29 protein-coding genes and 1 pseudogene are annotated in these 14,573 nt (G+C 49.7%); all 30 read left to right on the top strand.

Annotation, left to right across the window (positions count from 1 at the left end; genetic code table 11):
* Positions 1 to 84, top strand: a pseudogene (locus ACQKDS_RS19385) (EF-Tu/IF-2/RF-3 family GTPase); the annotation flags it as partial.
* Positions 85 to 216: 132 nt separating this feature from the next.
* A complete protein-coding gene (gene bfd, locus ACQKDS_RS19380) occupies positions 217 to 411 on the top strand; it encodes a bacterioferritin-associated ferredoxin (RefSeq protein ID WP_399673695.1) in 195 nt (64 codons plus the stop codon).
* Positions 412 to 485: 74 nt separating this feature from the next.
* Complete coding sequence (gene bfr / locus ACQKDS_RS19375; protein ID WP_399673697.1) at positions 486 to 965, top strand: bacterioferritin; 480 nt, start codon at positions 486 to 488, stop codon at positions 963 to 965.
* 363 nt (positions 966 to 1,328) lie between these two features.
* Positions 1,329 to 1,640: a 30S ribosomal protein S10 gene (gene rpsJ / locus ACQKDS_RS19370; RefSeq protein WP_001181005.1), complete on the top strand. Its 312-nt coding sequence runs from the start codon at positions 1,329 to 1,331 to the stop codon at positions 1,638 to 1,640.
* Between the two features lie 32 nt (positions 1,641 to 1,672).
* A complete protein-coding gene (gene rplC / locus ACQKDS_RS19365) occupies positions 1,673 to 2,302 on the top strand; it encodes a 50S ribosomal protein L3 (protein WP_399673699.1) in 630 nt (209 codons plus the stop codon).
* A gap of 10 nt (positions 2,303 to 2,312) precedes the next feature.
* The gene (gene rplD, locus ACQKDS_RS19360) at positions 2,313 to 2,918 is read left to right on the top strand and encodes a 50S ribosomal protein L4 (protein WP_399673701.1); all 606 of its coding nucleotides are present in this window, start codon (positions 2,313 to 2,315) and stop codon (positions 2,916 to 2,918) included.
* Positions 2,915 to 3,217 (top strand): 50S ribosomal protein L23, encoded by a 303-nt coding sequence (gene rplW / locus ACQKDS_RS19355; protein ID WP_004951179.1) that lies wholly within the window; start codon positions 2,915 to 2,917, stop codon positions 3,215 to 3,217. The genes rplD and rplW overlap by 4 nt, the downstream gene beginning before the upstream one ends.
* A gap of 18 nt (positions 3,218 to 3,235) precedes the next feature.
* Complete coding sequence (gene rplB, locus ACQKDS_RS19350; protein WP_399673703.1) at positions 3,236 to 4,060, top strand: 50S ribosomal protein L2; 825 nt, start codon at positions 3,236 to 3,238, stop codon at positions 4,058 to 4,060.
* Positions 4,061 to 4,074: 14 nt separating this feature from the next.
* Positions 4,075 to 4,353 (top strand): 30S ribosomal protein S19, encoded by a 279-nt coding sequence (rpsS, locus tag ACQKDS_RS19345; RefSeq protein ID WP_029685300.1) that lies wholly within the window; start codon positions 4,075 to 4,077, stop codon positions 4,351 to 4,353.
* Positions 4,354 to 4,367: 14 nt separating this feature from the next.
* Positions 4,368 to 4,700, top strand: a complete 333-nt coding sequence (gene rplV / locus ACQKDS_RS19340) for a 50S ribosomal protein L22 (RefSeq protein WP_002223844.1) — start codon at positions 4,368 to 4,370, stop codon at positions 4,698 to 4,700.
* Positions 4,701 to 4,717: 17 nt separating this feature from the next.
* Positions 4,718 to 5,416, top strand: coding sequence for a 30S ribosomal protein S3 (rpsC, locus tag ACQKDS_RS19335; RefSeq protein WP_399673705.1), 699 nt, complete (start codon positions 4,718 to 4,720; stop codon positions 5,414 to 5,416).
* A 12-nt stretch (positions 5,417 to 5,428) separates the two neighbouring features.
* Positions 5,429 to 5,839, top strand: a complete 411-nt coding sequence (gene rplP / locus ACQKDS_RS19330; RefSeq protein ID WP_004956184.1) for a 50S ribosomal protein L16 — start codon at positions 5,429 to 5,431, stop codon at positions 5,837 to 5,839.
* The gene (rpmC, locus tag ACQKDS_RS19325; RefSeq protein WP_004951169.1) at positions 5,839 to 6,030 is read left to right on the top strand and encodes a 50S ribosomal protein L29; all 192 of its coding nucleotides are present in this window, start codon (positions 5,839 to 5,841) and stop codon (positions 6,028 to 6,030) included. Before rplP ends, rpmC begins: the two co-directional genes overlap by 1 nt.
* The gene (rpsQ, locus tag ACQKDS_RS19320) at positions 6,031 to 6,285 is read left to right on the top strand and encodes a 30S ribosomal protein S17 (protein ID WP_004956179.1); all 255 of its coding nucleotides are present in this window, start codon (positions 6,031 to 6,033) and stop codon (positions 6,283 to 6,285) included.
* Positions 6,286 to 6,457: 172 nt separating this feature from the next.
* Positions 6,458 to 6,829: a 50S ribosomal protein L14 gene (rplN, locus tag ACQKDS_RS19315; RefSeq protein ID WP_000613954.1), complete on the top strand. Its 372-nt coding sequence runs from the start codon at positions 6,458 to 6,460 to the stop codon at positions 6,827 to 6,829.
* Positions 6,830 to 6,839: 10 nt separating this feature from the next.
* Positions 6,840 to 7,154: a 50S ribosomal protein L24 gene (gene rplX / locus ACQKDS_RS19310; RefSeq protein ID WP_126531180.1), complete on the top strand. Its 315-nt coding sequence runs from the start codon at positions 6,840 to 6,842 to the stop codon at positions 7,152 to 7,154.
* Between the two features lie 14 nt (positions 7,155 to 7,168).
* Positions 7,169 to 7,708 carry a 50S ribosomal protein L5 gene (rplE, locus tag ACQKDS_RS19305; protein ID WP_399673709.1) on the top strand — a complete coding sequence of 180 codons (540 nt, stop codon included), beginning with the start codon at positions 7,169 to 7,171 and terminating at the stop codon, positions 7,706 to 7,708.
* A 13-nt stretch (positions 7,709 to 7,721) separates the two neighbouring features.
* Positions 7,722 to 8,027, top strand: coding sequence for a 30S ribosomal protein S14 (gene rpsN, locus ACQKDS_RS19300; protein ID WP_399673711.1), 306 nt, complete (start codon positions 7,722 to 7,724; stop codon positions 8,025 to 8,027).
* A gap of 33 nt (positions 8,028 to 8,060) precedes the next feature.
* Positions 8,061 to 8,453, top strand: coding sequence for a 30S ribosomal protein S8 (gene rpsH / locus ACQKDS_RS19295; protein ID WP_399673713.1), 393 nt, complete (start codon positions 8,061 to 8,063; stop codon positions 8,451 to 8,453).
* A gap of 14 nt (positions 8,454 to 8,467) precedes the next feature.
* On the top strand, positions 8,468 to 9,001 hold the full coding sequence (rplF, locus tag ACQKDS_RS19290) for a 50S ribosomal protein L6 (protein ID WP_399673715.1): 534 nt from the start codon (positions 8,468 to 8,470) through the stop codon (positions 8,999 to 9,001).
* Positions 9,002 to 9,010: 9 nt separating this feature from the next.
* Positions 9,011 to 9,364, top strand: a complete 354-nt coding sequence (rplR, locus tag ACQKDS_RS19285; protein WP_399673717.1) for a 50S ribosomal protein L18 — start codon at positions 9,011 to 9,013, stop codon at positions 9,362 to 9,364.
* 14 nt (positions 9,365 to 9,378) lie between these two features.
* On the top strand, positions 9,379 to 9,879 hold the full coding sequence (gene rpsE, locus ACQKDS_RS19280) for a 30S ribosomal protein S5 (RefSeq protein ID WP_004929747.1): 501 nt from the start codon (positions 9,379 to 9,381) through the stop codon (positions 9,877 to 9,879).
* 6 nt (positions 9,880 to 9,885) lie between these two features.
* Positions 9,886 to 10,065 carry a 50S ribosomal protein L30 gene (gene rpmD / locus ACQKDS_RS19275; RefSeq protein ID WP_142007995.1) on the top strand — a complete coding sequence of 60 codons (180 nt, stop codon included), beginning with the start codon at positions 9,886 to 9,888 and terminating at the stop codon, positions 10,063 to 10,065.
* Positions 10,066 to 10,068: 3 nt separating this feature from the next.
* Positions 10,069 to 10,503, top strand: coding sequence for a 50S ribosomal protein L15 (gene rplO, locus ACQKDS_RS19270; RefSeq protein WP_039991315.1), 435 nt, complete (start codon positions 10,069 to 10,071; stop codon positions 10,501 to 10,503).
* 8 nt (positions 10,504 to 10,511) lie between these two features.
* A complete protein-coding gene (gene secY / locus ACQKDS_RS19265) occupies positions 10,512 to 11,843 on the top strand; it encodes a preprotein translocase subunit SecY (protein WP_399673719.1) in 1,332 nt (443 codons plus the stop codon).
* Between the two features lie 34 nt (positions 11,844 to 11,877).
* Positions 11,878 to 11,994, top strand: a complete 117-nt coding sequence (gene rpmJ, locus ACQKDS_RS19260) for a 50S ribosomal protein L36 (protein ID WP_072933447.1) — start codon at positions 11,878 to 11,880, stop codon at positions 11,992 to 11,994.
* Between the two features lie 146 nt (positions 11,995 to 12,140).
* A complete protein-coding gene (gene rpsM / locus ACQKDS_RS19255; RefSeq protein ID WP_399673722.1) occupies positions 12,141 to 12,497 on the top strand; it encodes a 30S ribosomal protein S13 in 357 nt (118 codons plus the stop codon).
* Positions 12,498 to 12,513: 16 nt separating this feature from the next.
* On the top strand, positions 12,514 to 12,903 hold the full coding sequence (rpsK, locus tag ACQKDS_RS19250; protein ID WP_004956154.1) for a 30S ribosomal protein S11: 390 nt from the start codon (positions 12,514 to 12,516) through the stop codon (positions 12,901 to 12,903).
* A 30-nt stretch (positions 12,904 to 12,933) separates the two neighbouring features.
* Positions 12,934 to 13,554 (top strand): 30S ribosomal protein S4, encoded by a 621-nt coding sequence (gene rpsD / locus ACQKDS_RS19245; RefSeq protein ID WP_399673724.1) that lies wholly within the window; start codon positions 12,934 to 12,936, stop codon positions 13,552 to 13,554.
* Between the two features lie 26 nt (positions 13,555 to 13,580).
* Positions 13,581 to 14,570 (top strand): DNA-directed RNA polymerase subunit alpha, encoded by a 990-nt coding sequence (locus ACQKDS_RS19240; protein ID WP_399673726.1) that lies wholly within the window; start codon positions 13,581 to 13,583, stop codon positions 14,568 to 14,570.
* Positions 14,571 to 14,573 lie beyond the last annotated feature (3 nt).

Genomic DNA, 14,573 nt, shown 5'->3' with positions numbered 1-14,573 from the left:
GCGATGGACGACGGTCTGCGTTTCGCAATCCGTGAAGGCGGCCGTACCGTAGGCGCGGGTGTTGTTGCTAAAGTTATCGCTTAATCGCTGATAATTTTACAACGTAGTAAAGAGGGCACTTCGGTGCCCTTTTTTTATGTAATTCTCGTGAATCTTAATTGAAATTAAAAGCATTCCCATTTAGACTTACTTAACTGGTTAAGAAGTGAGTCCCATATGTACGTATGCCTATGTAATGCCGTGACTGACAGCGCTATTCGCAAAGCGGTCCGTCAGCACAACCCACATACTATGAAGCAATTACGTGACTTAGTACCCATTGGCACTGATTGTGGGAAGTGTATTCGTCAGGCAAGGCAGATTATGATGGAGGAGCGCGCAACCATTATTCATATGCATGAAGTTGCCTAATAAATAACAAGGTTATTTTTTGACTCTTGGCTTACAGCTTCTACACTGTTAGAACTGGCTAGGAGGAATAGCTTATGAAAGGCGATAAAAAAATTATTGCGCACCTTAACAAACTGCTCGGTAACGAGCTGGTCGCGATTAACCAATATTTTCTGCATGCACGTATGTTCAAAAATTGGGGATTGATGCGCCTCAATGACAAGGAATATCACGAGTCGATCGATGAAATGAAGCATGCCGATCGCTACATTGAACGAATCCTATTCCTGGAAGGCCTCCCTAATCTGCAAGACCTTGGCAAACTGAATATCGGCGAAGATATTGAGGAGATGCTGAGATCCGACCTGGCGTTGGAATTACAGGGCGCCAAAGACCTCCGCGAAGGCATCGCCTATGCCGACTCTATCCATGATTATGTCAGCCGTGATTTGATGATTAGTGTCTTAGCCGATGAAGAAGAACATATTGATTGGTTGGAAACAGAGCTAGACCTGATCCAGCGGTTAGGCATACAAAATTATGCGCAAGCGCAGGTGTCAGAGCGTAAAGACTGATTTCTATCTACCGCCCCTACCGGTGCAATCTAATCATCGGTAGGGTGGGTTGATAATCCCATCGTAAGCCCTCCCTTTGTGTTTCATTTCTATTGCCAACACAACTCCAGATTAAAAGTAACGATATTCTGAACAGATTTCCATCTGCGGCTTGCTTATGTGCTCATTTTGCGTATAATGCGCGGGCTTACCTAATCTTGGTAGGTCTGATTTTAGCGAATCAGTCGTTGGGCAGGTACGTTTTGCTCTTCGAACAATACTCCCGATATGGGAGTTATATGTTGACGATTACACTCCCCCATCAATCGAAATGGGTGCGAGGAGTAATCATTTACGTTTATAAATAATTGGAGCTCTGGTCTCATGCAGAACCAAAGAATCCGTATCCGCCTGAAAGCGTTTGATCATCGTCTTATCGATCAATCAACCGCGGAAATCGTCGAGACTGCTAAGCGCACTGGTGCGCAAGTCCGTGGTCCGATCCCGCTGCCAACTCGCAAAGAGCGTTTTACCGTTCTGATCTCTCCGCACGTCAACAAAGATGCGCGTGATCAGTACGAAATTCGCACTCACAAGCGTCTGGTTGACATCGTTGAGCCAACCGAGAAAACCGTTGATGCTCTGATGCGTCTGGATCTGGCTGCCGGTGTAGACGTGCAGATCAGCCTGGGTTAATCAGGTCATTGAGCGATTGAGAGGTTGAAACAATGATTGGTTTAGTCGGTAAAAAAGTGGGTATGACTCGTATCTTCACTGAAGATGGCGTTTCTATCCCAGTAACCGTAATCGAAATTGAAGCGAACCGCGTGACTCAGGTTAAAAACCTGGACAACGACGGATACCGCGCGATCCAGGTCACTACCGGTAGCAAAAAAGCTAACCGTGTGACCAAACCGGAAGCGGGTCATTTCGCTAAAGCTGGCGTTGAAGCTGGCCGTGGTCTGTGGGAATTCCGCCTTGAAGAAGGTCAAGAGTTCTCTGCAGGTCAAGAAATCAGCGTAGAAATCTTCGCTGACGTTAAAAAAGTCGACGTTACCGGTACTTCTAAAGGTAAAGGTTTTGCTGGCACTGTAAAGCGCTGGAACTTCCGTACCCAAGATGCTACCCACGGTAACTCCTTGTCTCACCGTGTTCCGGGTTCTATCGGTCAAAACCAGACTCCGGGCAAAGTGTTCAAAGGCAAGAAAATGGCTGGCCACCTGGGTGATGAGCGCGTAACCGTTCAAAGCCTGGACGTAGTACGTGTTGACGCTGAGCGCAACCTGCTGCTGGTTAAGGGTGCTGTACCGGGCGCAACCGGTGGCAACCTGATCGTTAAACCAGCTGTGAAGGCGTAAGGGGATAGCAATGGAATTAGTATTGAAAGACGCGCAAAGCGCGCTGACTGTTTCCGAAACTACCTTCGGTCGTGATTTCAACGAAGCGCTGGTACACCAGGTTGTTGTTGCTTATGCAGCAGGTGCCCGTCAAGGTACTCGTGCTCAGAAGACCCGTGCTGAAGTAACTGGTTCCGGTAAAAAACCGTGGCGCCAGAAAGGTACTGGCCGTGCGCGTGCAGGTTCTGTGAAGAGCCCAATCTGGCGTTCCGGTGGTGTAACCTTCGCTGCTAAGCCACAAGACCACAGTCAGAAAGTTAACAAGAAGATGTACCGCGGCGCGCTGAAAAGCATCCTGTCCGAACTGGTACGTCAAGATCGTCTGATCGTTGTCGAAAAGTTCTCTGTAGAAGCGCCTAAAACTAAGCTGCTGGCACAGAAACTGAAAGATATGGCCCTGGAAGACGTGCTGATTGTAACCGGCGAAGTCGACGAGAATCTGTTCCTGGCCGCTCGCAACCTGTACAAGGTTGATGTGCGCGATGTAGCAGGTATCGATCCAGTAAGCCTGATCGCCTTCGACAAAGTGGTTATGACTGCTGATGCTGTGAAGCAAGTTGAGGAGATGCTGGCATGATCCGTGAAGAACGTTTGCTGAAAGTGCTGCGTGCACCGCACGTATCTGAAAAAGCATCCGCTGCGATGGAAAAAAGCAACACCATCGTTCTCAAAGTTGCCAAAGACGCGACCAAAGCAGAAATCAAAGCTGCAGTGCAGAAACTGTTTGAAGTCGAAGTCGAAGACGTGAACACCCTGGTAGTTAAAGGGAAAGTGAAACGTCACGGTCAGCGTGTTGGTCGTCGTAGCGACTGGAAAAAAGCTTACGTCACCCTGAAAGAAGGCCAGAACCTGGACTTCATCGGCGGCGCAGAGTAAGTCGGAGGAGTAAGAACAATGGCAATTGTTAAATGTAAACCTACATCTCCGGGTCGTCGCCACGTTGTTAAAGTGGTTAACCCTGAGCTGCACAAGGGTAAACCTTATGCCCCGCTGCTGGAAAAACTGAGCAAAAGCGGTGGTCGTAACAACAATGGCCGTATCACCACCCGTCATATCGGTGGTGGCCACAAGCAACATTATCGTCTGGTTGACTTCAAACGCAACAAAGACGGTGTGCCTGCAGTGGTTGAGCGTCTGGAGTACGATCCGAACCGTTCCGCGAACATCGCGCTGGTTCTGTACAAAGACGGCGAACGCCGTTACATCCTGGCGCCGAAAGGCCTGAAAGCTGGTGACCAGATCCAATCTGGTGTTGATGCTGCGATCAAGGTAGGTAACACCCTGCCAATGCGTAACATCCCAGTCGGTTCAACGGTTCACAACGTAGAAATGAAACCCGGTAAAGGCGGCCAGATGGCGCGTTCTGCTGGTGCCTACGTTCAGATCGTTGCACGTGATGGTTCCTACGTAACTCTGCGTCTGCGCTCTGGCGAAATGCGTAAAGTTCCAGTTGATTGCCGCGCCACCCTGGGTGAAGTCGGTAACGCTGAACATATGCTTCGCGTTCTGGGTAAAGCAGGTGCTGCACGTTGGCGTGGTGTTCGTCCTACCGTTCGCGGTACGGCGATGAACCCGGTAGATCACCCGCACGGTGGTGGTGAAGGTCGTAACTTTGGTAAGCACCCGGTAACTCCGTGGGGCGTTCAGACCAAAGGTAAGAAGACCCGTAGCAACAAGCGTACTGATAAGTTCATCGTACGTCGCCGTAGCAAAAAATAATTAGAGGATAAGCCATGCCACGTTCTCTCAAGAAAGGTCCTTTTATTGACCTGCACTTGCTGAAGAAGGTAGAGAAAGCGGTGGAAAGCGGTGACAAGAAGCCTTTGCGCACTTGGTCCCGTCGTTCAACGATCTTTCCTAACATGATCGGTTTGACCATCGCTGTCCATAATGGTCGTCAGCACGTACCAGTGTTCGTTTCCGATGAAATGGTCGGTCACAAACTGGGTGAATTCGCGCCGACGCGTACTTATCGCGGCCATGTGGCTGATAAAAAAGCCAAAAAGCGCTAAGGTAGGAGGAAGAGATGGAAACTATCGCTAAACATCGCCACGCTCGTTCTTCTGCTCAGAAGGTTCGCCTTGTTGCAGACCTGATCCGCGGTAAGAAAGTGTCGCAAGCTCTGGAAACTCTGACCTACACCAACAAGAAAGCTGCTGGTCTGGTTAAAAAAGTGCTGGAGTCTGCCATTGCTAACGCAGAACACAACGATGGCGCTGACATCGATGATCTGAAAGTCACGAAAATCTTCGTCGACGAAGGCCCAAGCATGAAGCGTATTATGCCGCGTGCAAAAGGTCGTGCAGATCGCATCCTGAAGCGCACCAGCCACATTACTGTGGTTGTGTCCGATCGCTGAGACTCTGGAGACTAGCAATGGGTCAGAAAGTACATCCTAATGGTATTCGCCTGGGTATTGTCAAACCTTGGAACTCTACTTGGTATGCGAATACCAAAGAATTCGCTGACAACCTGGACAGCGACTTTAAAGTTCGTCAATTCCTGACTAAGGAACTGGCGAAAGCTTCCGTTTCTCGCATCGTTATCGAGCGTCCTGCGAAGAGCATCCGTGTGACTATTCACACTGCTCGTCCGGGCATCGTTATCGGCAAGAAAGGTGAAGATGTCGAAAAACTGCGTAAGGTCGTCGCGAATATCGCTGGCGTTCCTGCACAGATTAACATCGCCGAAGTCCGTAAACCGGAACTTGACGCTAAATTGGTTGCTGACAGCATCACTTCACAGCTGGAACGTCGCGTTATGTTCCGTCGTGCAATGAAGCGTGCTGTACAGAACGCAATGCGTCTTGGCGCTAAAGGTATCAAAGTTGAAGTAAGCGGCCGTCTTGGCGGTGCTGAAATCGCGCGTACTGAATGGTACCGTGAAGGTCGTGTTCCGTTGCACACTCTGCGTGCGGATATCGATTACAACACATCTGAAGCGCACACCACTTATGGTGTAATCGGCGTTAAGGTATGGATCTTCAAAGGTGAGATCCTGGGTGGTATGGCTGCAGTTGAACAACCGGAACCGGCTGCTCAACCTAAAAAGCAGCAGCGTAAAGGCCGCAAGTAAGGAGAGTCGCTGATGTTACAACCAAAGCGTACAAAATTCCGTAAGATGCACAAGGGCCGCAACCGTGGTCTGGCGCAGGGTACGGATGTTAGCTTCGGCACTTTCGGTCTGAAAGCTGTTGGCCGTGGCCGTCTGACTGCTCGTCAAATCGAAGCAGCTCGTCGTGCAATGACTCGTGCAGTTAAGCGTCAAGGTAAGATCTGGATCCGTGTATTCCCGGACAAACCGATCACCGAGAAGCCGCTCGAAGTGCGTATGGGTAAAGGTAAAGGTAACGTGGAGTATTGGGTTGCCCTTATCCAGCCTGGTAAAGTCCTGTACGAAATGGACGGTGTGCCGGAAGAGCTGGCCCGTGAGGCATTCAAGCTGGCTGCAGCTAAATTGCCGATCAAAACCACCTTTGTAACTAAGACGGTGATGTAATGAAAGCACAAGAGCTGCGTGAAAAAAGCGTTGAAGAGCTGAACACTGAGCTGCTCAACCTGCTGCGTGAGCAATTCAACTTGCGCATGCAGGCGGCGAGTGGCCAGCTGCAACAAACTCACCTGTTGAAACAAGTGCGCCGTAACGTCGCACGCGTTAAGACTTTACTGACTGAAAAGGCGGGTGTGTAAATGAGTGACAATATCCGTACTCTGCAAGGTCGCGTGATCAGCGACAAAATGGAGAAATCCATTGTTGTTGCTATCGAGCGTTTCGTGAAGCACCCGATCTACGGGAAATTCATCAAGCGTACGACTAAGCTGCACGTACACGACGAGAGCAACGAATGTGGTATCGGCGACGTGGTAGAAATCCGCGAATGCCGTCCACTGTCTAAGACTAAGTCTTGGACGTTGGTTCGCGTTGTAGAGAAAGCGATTCTGTAATAGAGTGAGCTCTCTCTAACTTAATAAACGGCTCAGAAAACGAGCCGTTTATTTTTTCTACCCATACTTTGGAAGCGGTGTTATAATGCTGCGCCCTCAGTTATGGGGCTTTTCAACGACCTAATATTTCTTGGGTCTTTAAAGTAGTAGTTGACATTAGCGGAGCACTAAAATGATCCAAGAACAGACTATGCTGAACGTCGCCGACAACTCCGGTGCACGTCGCGTAATGTGTATCAAGGTTCTAGGTGGCTCGCACCGTCGCTACGCAGGCGTCGGCGACATCATCAAAATTACCATCAAGGAAGCAATTCCACGTGGTAAGGTGAAGAAAGGCGATGTGCTGAAGGCGGTAGTGGTGCGCACCAAGAAGGGTGTACGTCGCCCGGACGGTTCTGTCATTCGCTTCGATGGTAATGCATGCGTTATTCTTAACAATAACAGCGAGCAACCTATCGGTACGCGTATTTTTGGGCCGGTAACTCGTGAACTGCGTAATGAGAAGTTCATGAAAATTATCTCTCTGGCACCAGAAGTACTCTAAGGAGCGAACCATGGCAGCGAAAATCCGTCGTGATGACGAAGTTATCGTGCTTACCGGGAAAGACAAAGGTAAACGCGGTAAAGTAAAAAATGTCCTGTCTGCTGGTAAGGTCATTGTTGAAGGTATCAACCTGGTTAAGAAACACCAGAAGCCGGTTCCGGCTCTGAACCAACCAGGCGGCATCGTTGAAAAAGAAGCTGCAATTCAGGTTTCTAACGTTGCTCTCTTCAACGCGGCTACCGGTAAGGCTGACCGTGTAGGCTTTAGATTCGAAGATGGAAAAAAAGTCCGTTTCTTCAAGTCTAACAGCGAAACTATCAAGTAATTTGGAGTAATACGATGGCGAAACTGCATGATTACTACAAAGACGAGGTAGTTAAACAACTGATGTCTCAGTTTAACTACAATTCTGTCATGCAAGTCCCTCGGGTCGAGAAGATCACCCTGAACATGGGTGTTGGTGAAGCGATCGCTGACAAGAAACTGCTGGATAACGCAGCAGCTGATCTGACAGCAATCTCCGGTCAAAAGCCGTTGATCACCAAAGCACGCAAATCTGTTGCAGGCTTCAAAATCCGCCAGGGCTATCCGATCGGCTGTAAAGTAACTCTGCGTGGCGAACGCATGTGGGAGTTCTTTGAGCGTCTGATTTCCATTGCTGTTCCACGTATCCGTGACTTCCGTGGCTTGTCCGCTAAGTCATTCGACGGTCGTGGTAACTACAGCATGGGTGTGCGTGAGCAAATCATCTTCCCAGAAATCGACTACGACAAAGTCGATCGCGTTCGTGGTTTGGATATTACCATTACCACTACTGCGAAATCTGATGATGAAGGCCGCGCACTGTTGGCTGCTTTTAACTTCCCGTTCCGCAAGTAAGGCAGGGTTACTGATGGCTAAGCAATCAATGAAAGCACGCGAAGTAAAGCGCGTGAAATTAGCTGACAAGTTCTTTGCAAAACGCGTTGAACTGAAAGCTATTATCTCTGATGTGAACGCTTCCGATGAAGATCGTTGGGATGCCGTTCTCAAGCTGCAAACTCTGCCGCGTGATTCCAGCCCGTCTCGTCAGCGTAATCGCTGCCGCCAAACTGGCCGTCCACATGGTTATGTGGGCAAATTCGGGTTGAGCCGTATTAAGCTTCGTGAAGCCGTCATGCGCGGTGAAGTACCAGGCTTGAAAAAGGCTAGCTGGTAATTGTCACCAATTGAATCACGGGAGTAAAGACAGATGAGCATGCAAGATCCGATCGCGGATATGCTGACCCGTATCCGTAACGGTCAAGCCGCGAACAAAGTTGCGGTCACCATGCCTTCCTCCAAGCTGAAAGTGGCAATTGCCAACGTGCTGAAGGAAGAAGGTTTTATTGAAGATTTCAAAATCGAAGGCGACACCAAGCCTGTTCTGGAACTGGTACTGAAGTACTTCCAGGGCAAAGCTGTGGTAGAAAGCATTCAGCGTATCAGCCGTCCAGGTCTGCGTATCTATAAGAAAAAAGATGCGTTGCCGAAAGTTATGGCCGGTTTGGGGATCGCTGTTGTTTCTACCTCTAAAGGTGTTATGACCGATCGTGCAGCTCGCCAAGCTGGTCTTGGTGGCGAGATTATCTGCTACGTAGCTTAATTCGGGAGGAAAGAATGTCTCGTGTTGCAAAAGCACCCGTCGTCATTCCTGCCGGCGTAGAGGTAAAACTCAACGGTCAGGTTATTTCGATTAAGGGTAAAAACGGCGAGCTGACTCGTACAGTCCACGATGCCGTTATCGTTAAGCAAGAAGAAAATGCACTGACTTTCGCTCCGCGCGAAGGCTTTGCTAACGCATGGGCCCAAGCGGGTACTGCGCGTGCTCTGCTGAACGCAATGGTTATCGGTGTTACCGAAGGCTTCACCAAGAAGCTTCAACTGGTAGGTGTTGGTTATCGTGCTGCTGTTAAAGGCAATGTGGTGAATTTAGCCTTGGGCTTCTCTCACCCAGTCGATCACCAGCTGCCAGCAGGTGTTACTGCAGAATGCCCAAGCCAAACTGAAATCGTGCTGAAAGGCGCTGATAAGCAGGCTATTGGCCAGGTTGCTGCAGATCTGCGTGCCTACCGTCGTCCTGAGCCTTATAAAGGCAAGGGTGTTCGTTACGCCGACGAAGTCGTGCGTATCAAAGAGGCTAAGAAGAAGTAAGGTAACACTATGGATAAGAAATCTGCTCGTATCCGTCGTGCGACCCGCGCACGCCGCAAGCTCAAAGAACTGGGTGCAACCCGCCTGGTGGTACATCGTACCCCGCGTCACATTTACGCACAGGTTATTGCTCCAAATGGTTCTGAAGTATTGGTAGCCGCTTCTACTTTAGAAAAAGCTATCACTGAGCAATTGAAGTTTTCCGGAAACAAAGACGCAGCAGCAGCAGTAGGTAAAGCTCTCGCTGAGCGCGCGTTGGAAAAAGGCATCAAAGATGTTTCCTTTGACCGTTCCGGTTTCCAATATCATGGTCGAGTCCAGGCACTGGCAGATGCTGCCCGTGAAGCTGGCCTTCAGTTCTAAGGAAGAGGTTTAAGATGGCTCACATCGAAAAACAAGCTGGCGAACTGCAGGAAAAGCTGATCGCGGTAAACCGCGTATCTAAAACCGTAAAAGGTGGCCGTATTTTCAGCTTTACCGCACTGACAGTCGTTGGTGATGGTAACGGTCGCGTTGGTTTTGGCTACGGCAAAGCACGCGAAGTTCCGGCAGCGATCCAGAAAGCGATGGAAAAAGCCCGTCGCAACATGATGAATGTCGCGCTGAACAGCGGCACCCTGCAGCACCCTGTTAAAGGTGCTCACACGGGTTCTCGTGTGTTCATGCAGCCTGCTCACGAAGGTACCGGTATCATCGCGGGTGGTGCAATGCGCGCCGTTCTCGAAGTTGCTGGGGTGCACAACGTATTGGCTAAAGCTTATGGTTCCACCAACCCGATCAACGTGGTTCGTGCAACTATCGATGCTTTGGCAAATATGAAGTCTCCTGAAATGGTCGCTGCCAAGCGTGGTAAATCCGTTGCAGACATTCTGGGGTAATTGACCATGGCTAAGACTATCAAAGTTACACAAGTTCGCAGCGCCATTGGCCGTCTGCCGAAGCATAAAGCTACACTGCTCGGTCTGGGTCTGCGTCGTATTGGTCACACCGTAGAGCGCGAGGATACTCCTGCTGTACGTGGTATGATCAACCTGGTTTCCTACATGGTTAAAGTTGAGGAGTAACAGATGCGTTTAAATACTCTGTCTCCGGCTGAAGGTGCCAAGCATGCGCCGAAGCGTGTAGGTCGTGGTATTGGTTCTGGCCTGGGTAAAACCGGCGGCCGTGGTCACAAAGGTCAGAAGTCTCGTTCTGGCGGTGGCGTACGTCGCGGGTTTGAAGGTGGTCAGATGCCTTTATATCGTCGTTTGCCGAAATTCGGCTTCACCTCTCGCAAAGCGATGATCACGGCAGAAGTTCGTCTGTCTGAACTCGCTTTGATTGAAGGCGACGTAATCGACCTGAACACGCTGAAAGCCGCTAACGTTGTTGGTACCCAGATTGAGTTCGCGAAAGTTATGCTTTCTGGCGAAATCACTCGTCCGGTTACCCTGCGTGGTCTGCGTGTCACCAAAGGCGCTCGTGCTGCTATCGAAGCTGCTGGCGGTAAAATTGAGGAATAAGTGAGCTGATGGCTAAGCAACCAGGATTAGATTTTCAAAGTGCTAAAGGTGGGCTCGGCGAGCTGAAGCGCAGACTTTTGTTTGTTATCGGCGCGCTGATTGTCTTCCGTATCGGCTCTTTTATTCCGATTCCTGGTATCGATGCCACTGTGCTTGCCAAATTGCTTGAGCAGCAGAGAGGTACCATCATTGAAATGTTTAACATGTTCTCTGGTGGTGCCCTCAGCCGTGCTTCTATCTTTGCTCTGGGGATCATGCCGTATATTTCGGCGTCGATCATTATCCAGTTGCTGACGGTGGTTCATCCGGCGTTGGCGGAAATAAAGAAAGAAGGGGAGGCTGGCCGTCGTAAGATTAGCCAGTACACCCGTTACGGTACGCTGGTATTGGCCATATTCCAGTCGATCGGTATTGCTACCGGTCTGCCGAATATGCCCGGCATGCAGGGCCTGGTGTTAAATCCAGGCTTTGCATTCTACTTTACTGCGGTAGTGAGCTTGGTTACCGGGACAATGTTCCTGATGTGGCTAGGTGAACAGATAACTGAGCGTGGTATCGGCAACGGTATTTCTATCATTATCTTCGCGGGTATTGTGGCGGGTTTACCGCCGGCAATCGGTCATACTATTGAGCAAGCCCGGCAAGGCGACCTGCACTTCCTCCTGTTGCTGTTGGTTGCAGTATTGGTGTTTGCCGTAACCTTCTTCGTTGTTTTCATCGAGCGTGGTCAACGTCGTATTGTCGTTAACTATGCGAAGCGTCAACAAGGTCGTCGTGTTTACGCAGCACAGAGCACACACTTACCGTTGAAAGTGAACATGGCGGGCGTAATCCCTGCAATTTTCGCTTCCAGCATTATTCTGTTCCCGGCCACGATTGCATCTTGGTTTGGGGGCGGTACCGGTTGGAACTGGCTGACAACGATTTCGATGTATTTGCAGCCTGGGCAACCGCTTTATGTGTTACTCTATGCGTCTGCAATCATCTTCTTCTGTTTCTTTTACACGGCGTTGGTTTTCAACCCGCGTGAGACAGCAGATAACCTGAAGAAGTCCGGTGCCTTCGTACCAGGAATTCGTCCGGGAGAGCAAACGGCGAAGTACATCGATAAAGTAATGACGCGTTTAACCCTGGTGGGCGCGATGTACATTACTTTCATCTGCCTGATCCCGGAGTTCATGCGTGATGCAATGAAAGTACCATTCTACTTTGGTGGTACCTCGCTACTGATCGTGGTTGTCGTCATCATGGACTTTATGGCTCAAGTGCAAACTCTGATGATGTCAAGTCAGTACGAGTCTGCATTGAAGAAAGCAAACCTGAAAGGCTCTAGCCGCTAGTTGGGTTTTGTTTGAGAAGTTACGGAGAGTAAAAATGAAAGTTCGTGCTTCCGTCAAGAAATTATGTCGTAACTGCAAAATCGTTAAGCGTAACGGTGTCGTTCGTGTGATTTGCAGCTCCGAACCGAAGCATAAACAGCGTCAAGGCTGATTATCTCGCATATTTTTCTTGCAAAGTTGGGTTGAGCTGGCTAGATTAGCCAGCCAATCTTTTGTATGTAGCTGCAACATTATTTGAGTATCCTGAAAACGGGCTTTTCAGAATGGTGTTGCTGTATAAAATAGTAGGAGTGCATAGTGGCCCGTATAGCAGGCATTAACATTCCTGATCATAAACATACCGTGATCGCCTTAACGTCGATCTTCGGAATCGGTAAAACCCGCTCACAGTCAATCTGTGCAGCAACGGGTATTCCTGAACATGTTAAGATCAGTGAGCTGTCTGAAGAGCAAATCGAACAGTTGCGTGAAGCAGTGGCTACATTCACTGTTGAAGGTGATCTGCGTCGTGAAGTTACCCTGAGCATCAAGCGTCTGATGGATCTTGGTACATATCGTGGTTTACGCCATCGTCGTGGTCTGCCAGTTCGCGGTCAGCGTACTAAGACCAACGCACGTACCCGTAAGGGTCCGCGTAAACCGATCAAGAAATAATCGGGGTGATTGAATAATGGCAAAGGCACCTGTTCGTACACGCAAGCGTGTAAGAAAGCAAGTCTCTGACGGCGTGGCTCATATCCATGCTTCTTTCAACAACACCATTGTAACTATTACCGATCGTCAGGGTAATGCATTGGGTTGGGCAACTGCCGGTGGTTCCGGTTTCCGTGGTTCTCGTAAGTCAACTCCGTTTGCAGCTCAGGTTGCAGCCGAGCGTTGTGCTGAAGCAGTAAAAGAATACGGTATCAAGAACCTGGAAGTTATGGTTAAAGGACCTGGTCCTGGTCGTGAGTCTACTATCCGCGCTCTGAACGCGGCTGGTTTCCGCATCACTAATATTACTGATGTGACTCCGATTCCTCATAACGGTTGTCGTCCGCCGAAAAAGCGCCGCGTATAACGCTGCTTTTAGGTTTGTTGGAGAAAGAAAATGGCAAGATATTTGGGTCCTAAGCTCAAGCTTAGCCGCCGTGAGGGCACAGACCTGTTCCTGAAGTCTGGCGTTCGCGCGATAGATTCAAAATGCAAAATTGAGCAACCACCTGGTCAGCATGGTGCGCGTAAACCGCGTCTGTCTGATTACGGTGTACAGTTACGCGAAAAGCAAAAAGTTCGCCGTATGTACGGTGTTCTGGAGCGCCAGTTCCGTAACTATTACAAAACAGCAACCCGCCTGAAAGGTAACACCGGTGAAAACCTGTTGGCCCTTCTGGAAGGTCGTCTGGACAACGTTGTTTACCGTATGGGCTTTGGCGCTACTCGTGCAGAAGCACGTCAGCTGGTTAGCCATAAAGCCGTTATGGTAAATGGTCGCGTTGTTAATATCGCTTCTTATCAGGTATCTCCGAATGACGTAGTCAGTATTCGCGAAAAAGCTAAAAAGCAATCTCGCGTTAAGGCTTCTCTGGAGCTGGCTGAGCAGCGTGAAAAGCCGACTTGGCTGGAAGTTGATGCTGCGAAGATGGAAGGTGTGTTCAAGCGTATTCCTGAGCGTACCGATCTGTCCGCCGACATTAACGAACACCTGATCGTCGAGCTTTACTCCAAGTAAGGCTTGAGTTTCAAAGAGAGGACACAATGCAGGGTTCTGTGACAGAATTTCTAAAACCGCGCCTGGTAGATATCGAGCAAGTCAGTTCGACGCACGCCAAGGTGACCCTTGAGCCTTTAGAGCGTGGCTTTGGCCATACTCTTGGCAACGCACTGCGCCGTATTCTGCTTTCATCTATGCCGGGTTGCGCGGTGACCGAGGTTGAGATTGATGGTGTACTACACGAGTACAGCACCAAAGAAGGCGTACAGGAAGATATCCTGGAGATCCTGCTCAACCTGAAAGGGCTGGCGGTGAGAGTTCAAGGCAAAGATGAAGTTATTCTTACCTTGAATAAATCTGGCATTGGCCCTGTGACCGCTGCCGACATTACCCATGATGGTGATGTCGAAATCGTCAAGCCGCAGCACGTTATCTGCCACCTGACCGATGAGAACGCTGCTGTTAGCATGCGTATCAAAGTTCAGCGCGGTCGTGGTTATGTGCCGGCTTCTGCCCGAATTCATTCGGAAGAAGATGAGCGCCCGATTGGTCGTCTGTTGGTTGACGCCTGCTATAGCCCTGTAGAGCGTATTGCCTACAATGTTGAAGCAGCGCGTGTAGAACAGCGTACTGACCTGGACAAGCTGGTAATCGAAATGGAAACCAATGGCACGATCGATCCTGAAGAGGCGATCCGCCGTGCGGCTACCATTCTGGCAGAACAACTGGAAGCTTTCGTTGACTTACGTGATGTTCGTCAGCCGGAAGTGAAAGAAGAGAAACCAGAGTTTGATCCGATCCTGCTGCGCCCTGTTGACGATCTGGAATTGACTGTCCGCTCTGCTAACTGCCTCAAGGCAGAAGCTATCCACTACATCGGTGATCTGGTACAGCGTACCGAGGTTGAGTTGCTGAAAACGCCGAACCTGGGTAAAAAATCTCTTACTGAGATTAAAGATGTGCTGGCCTCACGTGGTCTGTCTCTGGGCATGCGCCTGGAAAACTGGCCACCGGCAAGCATTGCTGACGAGTAACCG

Source organism: Serratia sp. NPDC078593, from assembly GCF_050268245.1.
In the GTDB taxonomy this organism is placed as follows: domain Bacteria; phylum Pseudomonadota; class Gammaproteobacteria; order Enterobacterales; family Enterobacteriaceae; genus JBNNGK01.
This window is presented reverse-complemented; position numbering and strand designations above follow the sequence as displayed.

Bases quoted from the DNA above. Each gene is read 5' to 3' on its own strand.
- bfd (WP_399673695.1), top strand. From the start codon at position 217: ATGTACGTATGCCTATGTAATGCCGTGACTGACAGCGCTATTCGCAAA.
- bfr (WP_399673697.1), top strand. From the start codon at position 486: ATGAAAGGCGATAAAAAAATTATTGCGCACCTTAACAAACTGCTCGGT.
- rpsJ (WP_001181005.1), top strand. From the start codon at position 1,329: ATGCAGAACCAAAGAATCCGTATCCGCCTGAAAGCGTTTGATCATCGT.
- rplC (WP_399673699.1), top strand. From the start codon at position 1,673: ATGATTGGTTTAGTCGGTAAAAAAGTGGGTATGACTCGTATCTTCACT.
- rplD (WP_399673701.1), top strand. From the start codon at position 2,313: ATGGAATTAGTATTGAAAGACGCGCAAAGCGCGCTGACTGTTTCCGAA.
- rplW (WP_004951179.1), top strand. From the start codon at position 2,915: ATGATCCGTGAAGAACGTTTGCTGAAAGTGCTGCGTGCACCGCACGTA.
- rplB (WP_399673703.1), top strand. From the start codon at position 3,236: ATGGCAATTGTTAAATGTAAACCTACATCTCCGGGTCGTCGCCACGTT.
- rpsS (WP_029685300.1), top strand. From the start codon at position 4,075: ATGCCACGTTCTCTCAAGAAAGGTCCTTTTATTGACCTGCACTTGCTG.
- rplV (WP_002223844.1), top strand. From the start codon at position 4,368: ATGGAAACTATCGCTAAACATCGCCACGCTCGTTCTTCTGCTCAGAAG.
- rpsC (WP_399673705.1), top strand. From the start codon at position 4,718: ATGGGTCAGAAAGTACATCCTAATGGTATTCGCCTGGGTATTGTCAAA.
- rplP (WP_004956184.1), top strand. From the start codon at position 5,429: ATGTTACAACCAAAGCGTACAAAATTCCGTAAGATGCACAAGGGCCGC.
- rpmC (WP_004951169.1), top strand. From the start codon at position 5,839: ATGAAAGCACAAGAGCTGCGTGAAAAAAGCGTTGAAGAGCTGAACACT.
- rpsQ (WP_004956179.1), top strand. From the start codon at position 6,031: ATGAGTGACAATATCCGTACTCTGCAAGGTCGCGTGATCAGCGACAAA.
- rplN (WP_000613954.1), top strand. From the start codon at position 6,458: ATGATCCAAGAACAGACTATGCTGAACGTCGCCGACAACTCCGGTGCA.
- rplX (WP_126531180.1), top strand. From the start codon at position 6,840: ATGGCAGCGAAAATCCGTCGTGATGACGAAGTTATCGTGCTTACCGGG.
- rplE (WP_399673709.1), top strand. From the start codon at position 7,169: ATGGCGAAACTGCATGATTACTACAAAGACGAGGTAGTTAAACAACTG.
- rpsN (WP_399673711.1), top strand. From the start codon at position 7,722: ATGGCTAAGCAATCAATGAAAGCACGCGAAGTAAAGCGCGTGAAATTA.
- rpsH (WP_399673713.1), top strand. From the start codon at position 8,061: ATGAGCATGCAAGATCCGATCGCGGATATGCTGACCCGTATCCGTAAC.
- rplF (WP_399673715.1), top strand. From the start codon at position 8,468: ATGTCTCGTGTTGCAAAAGCACCCGTCGTCATTCCTGCCGGCGTAGAG.
- rplR (WP_399673717.1), top strand. From the start codon at position 9,011: ATGGATAAGAAATCTGCTCGTATCCGTCGTGCGACCCGCGCACGCCGC.
- rpsE (WP_004929747.1), top strand. From the start codon at position 9,379: ATGGCTCACATCGAAAAACAAGCTGGCGAACTGCAGGAAAAGCTGATC.
- rpmD (WP_142007995.1), top strand. From the start codon at position 9,886: ATGGCTAAGACTATCAAAGTTACACAAGTTCGCAGCGCCATTGGCCGT.
- rplO (WP_039991315.1), top strand. From the start codon at position 10,069: ATGCGTTTAAATACTCTGTCTCCGGCTGAAGGTGCCAAGCATGCGCCG.
- secY (WP_399673719.1), top strand. From the start codon at position 10,512: ATGGCTAAGCAACCAGGATTAGATTTTCAAAGTGCTAAAGGTGGGCTC.
- rpmJ (WP_072933447.1), top strand. From the start codon at position 11,878: ATGAAAGTTCGTGCTTCCGTCAAGAAATTATGTCGTAACTGCAAAATC.
- rpsK (WP_004956154.1), top strand. From the start codon at position 12,514: ATGGCAAAGGCACCTGTTCGTACACGCAAGCGTGTAAGAAAGCAAGTC.
- rpsD (WP_399673724.1), top strand. From the start codon at position 12,934: ATGGCAAGATATTTGGGTCCTAAGCTCAAGCTTAGCCGCCGTGAGGGC.
- ACQKDS_RS19240 (WP_399673726.1), top strand. From the start codon at position 13,581: ATGCAGGGTTCTGTGACAGAATTTCTAAAACCGCGCCTGGTAGATATC.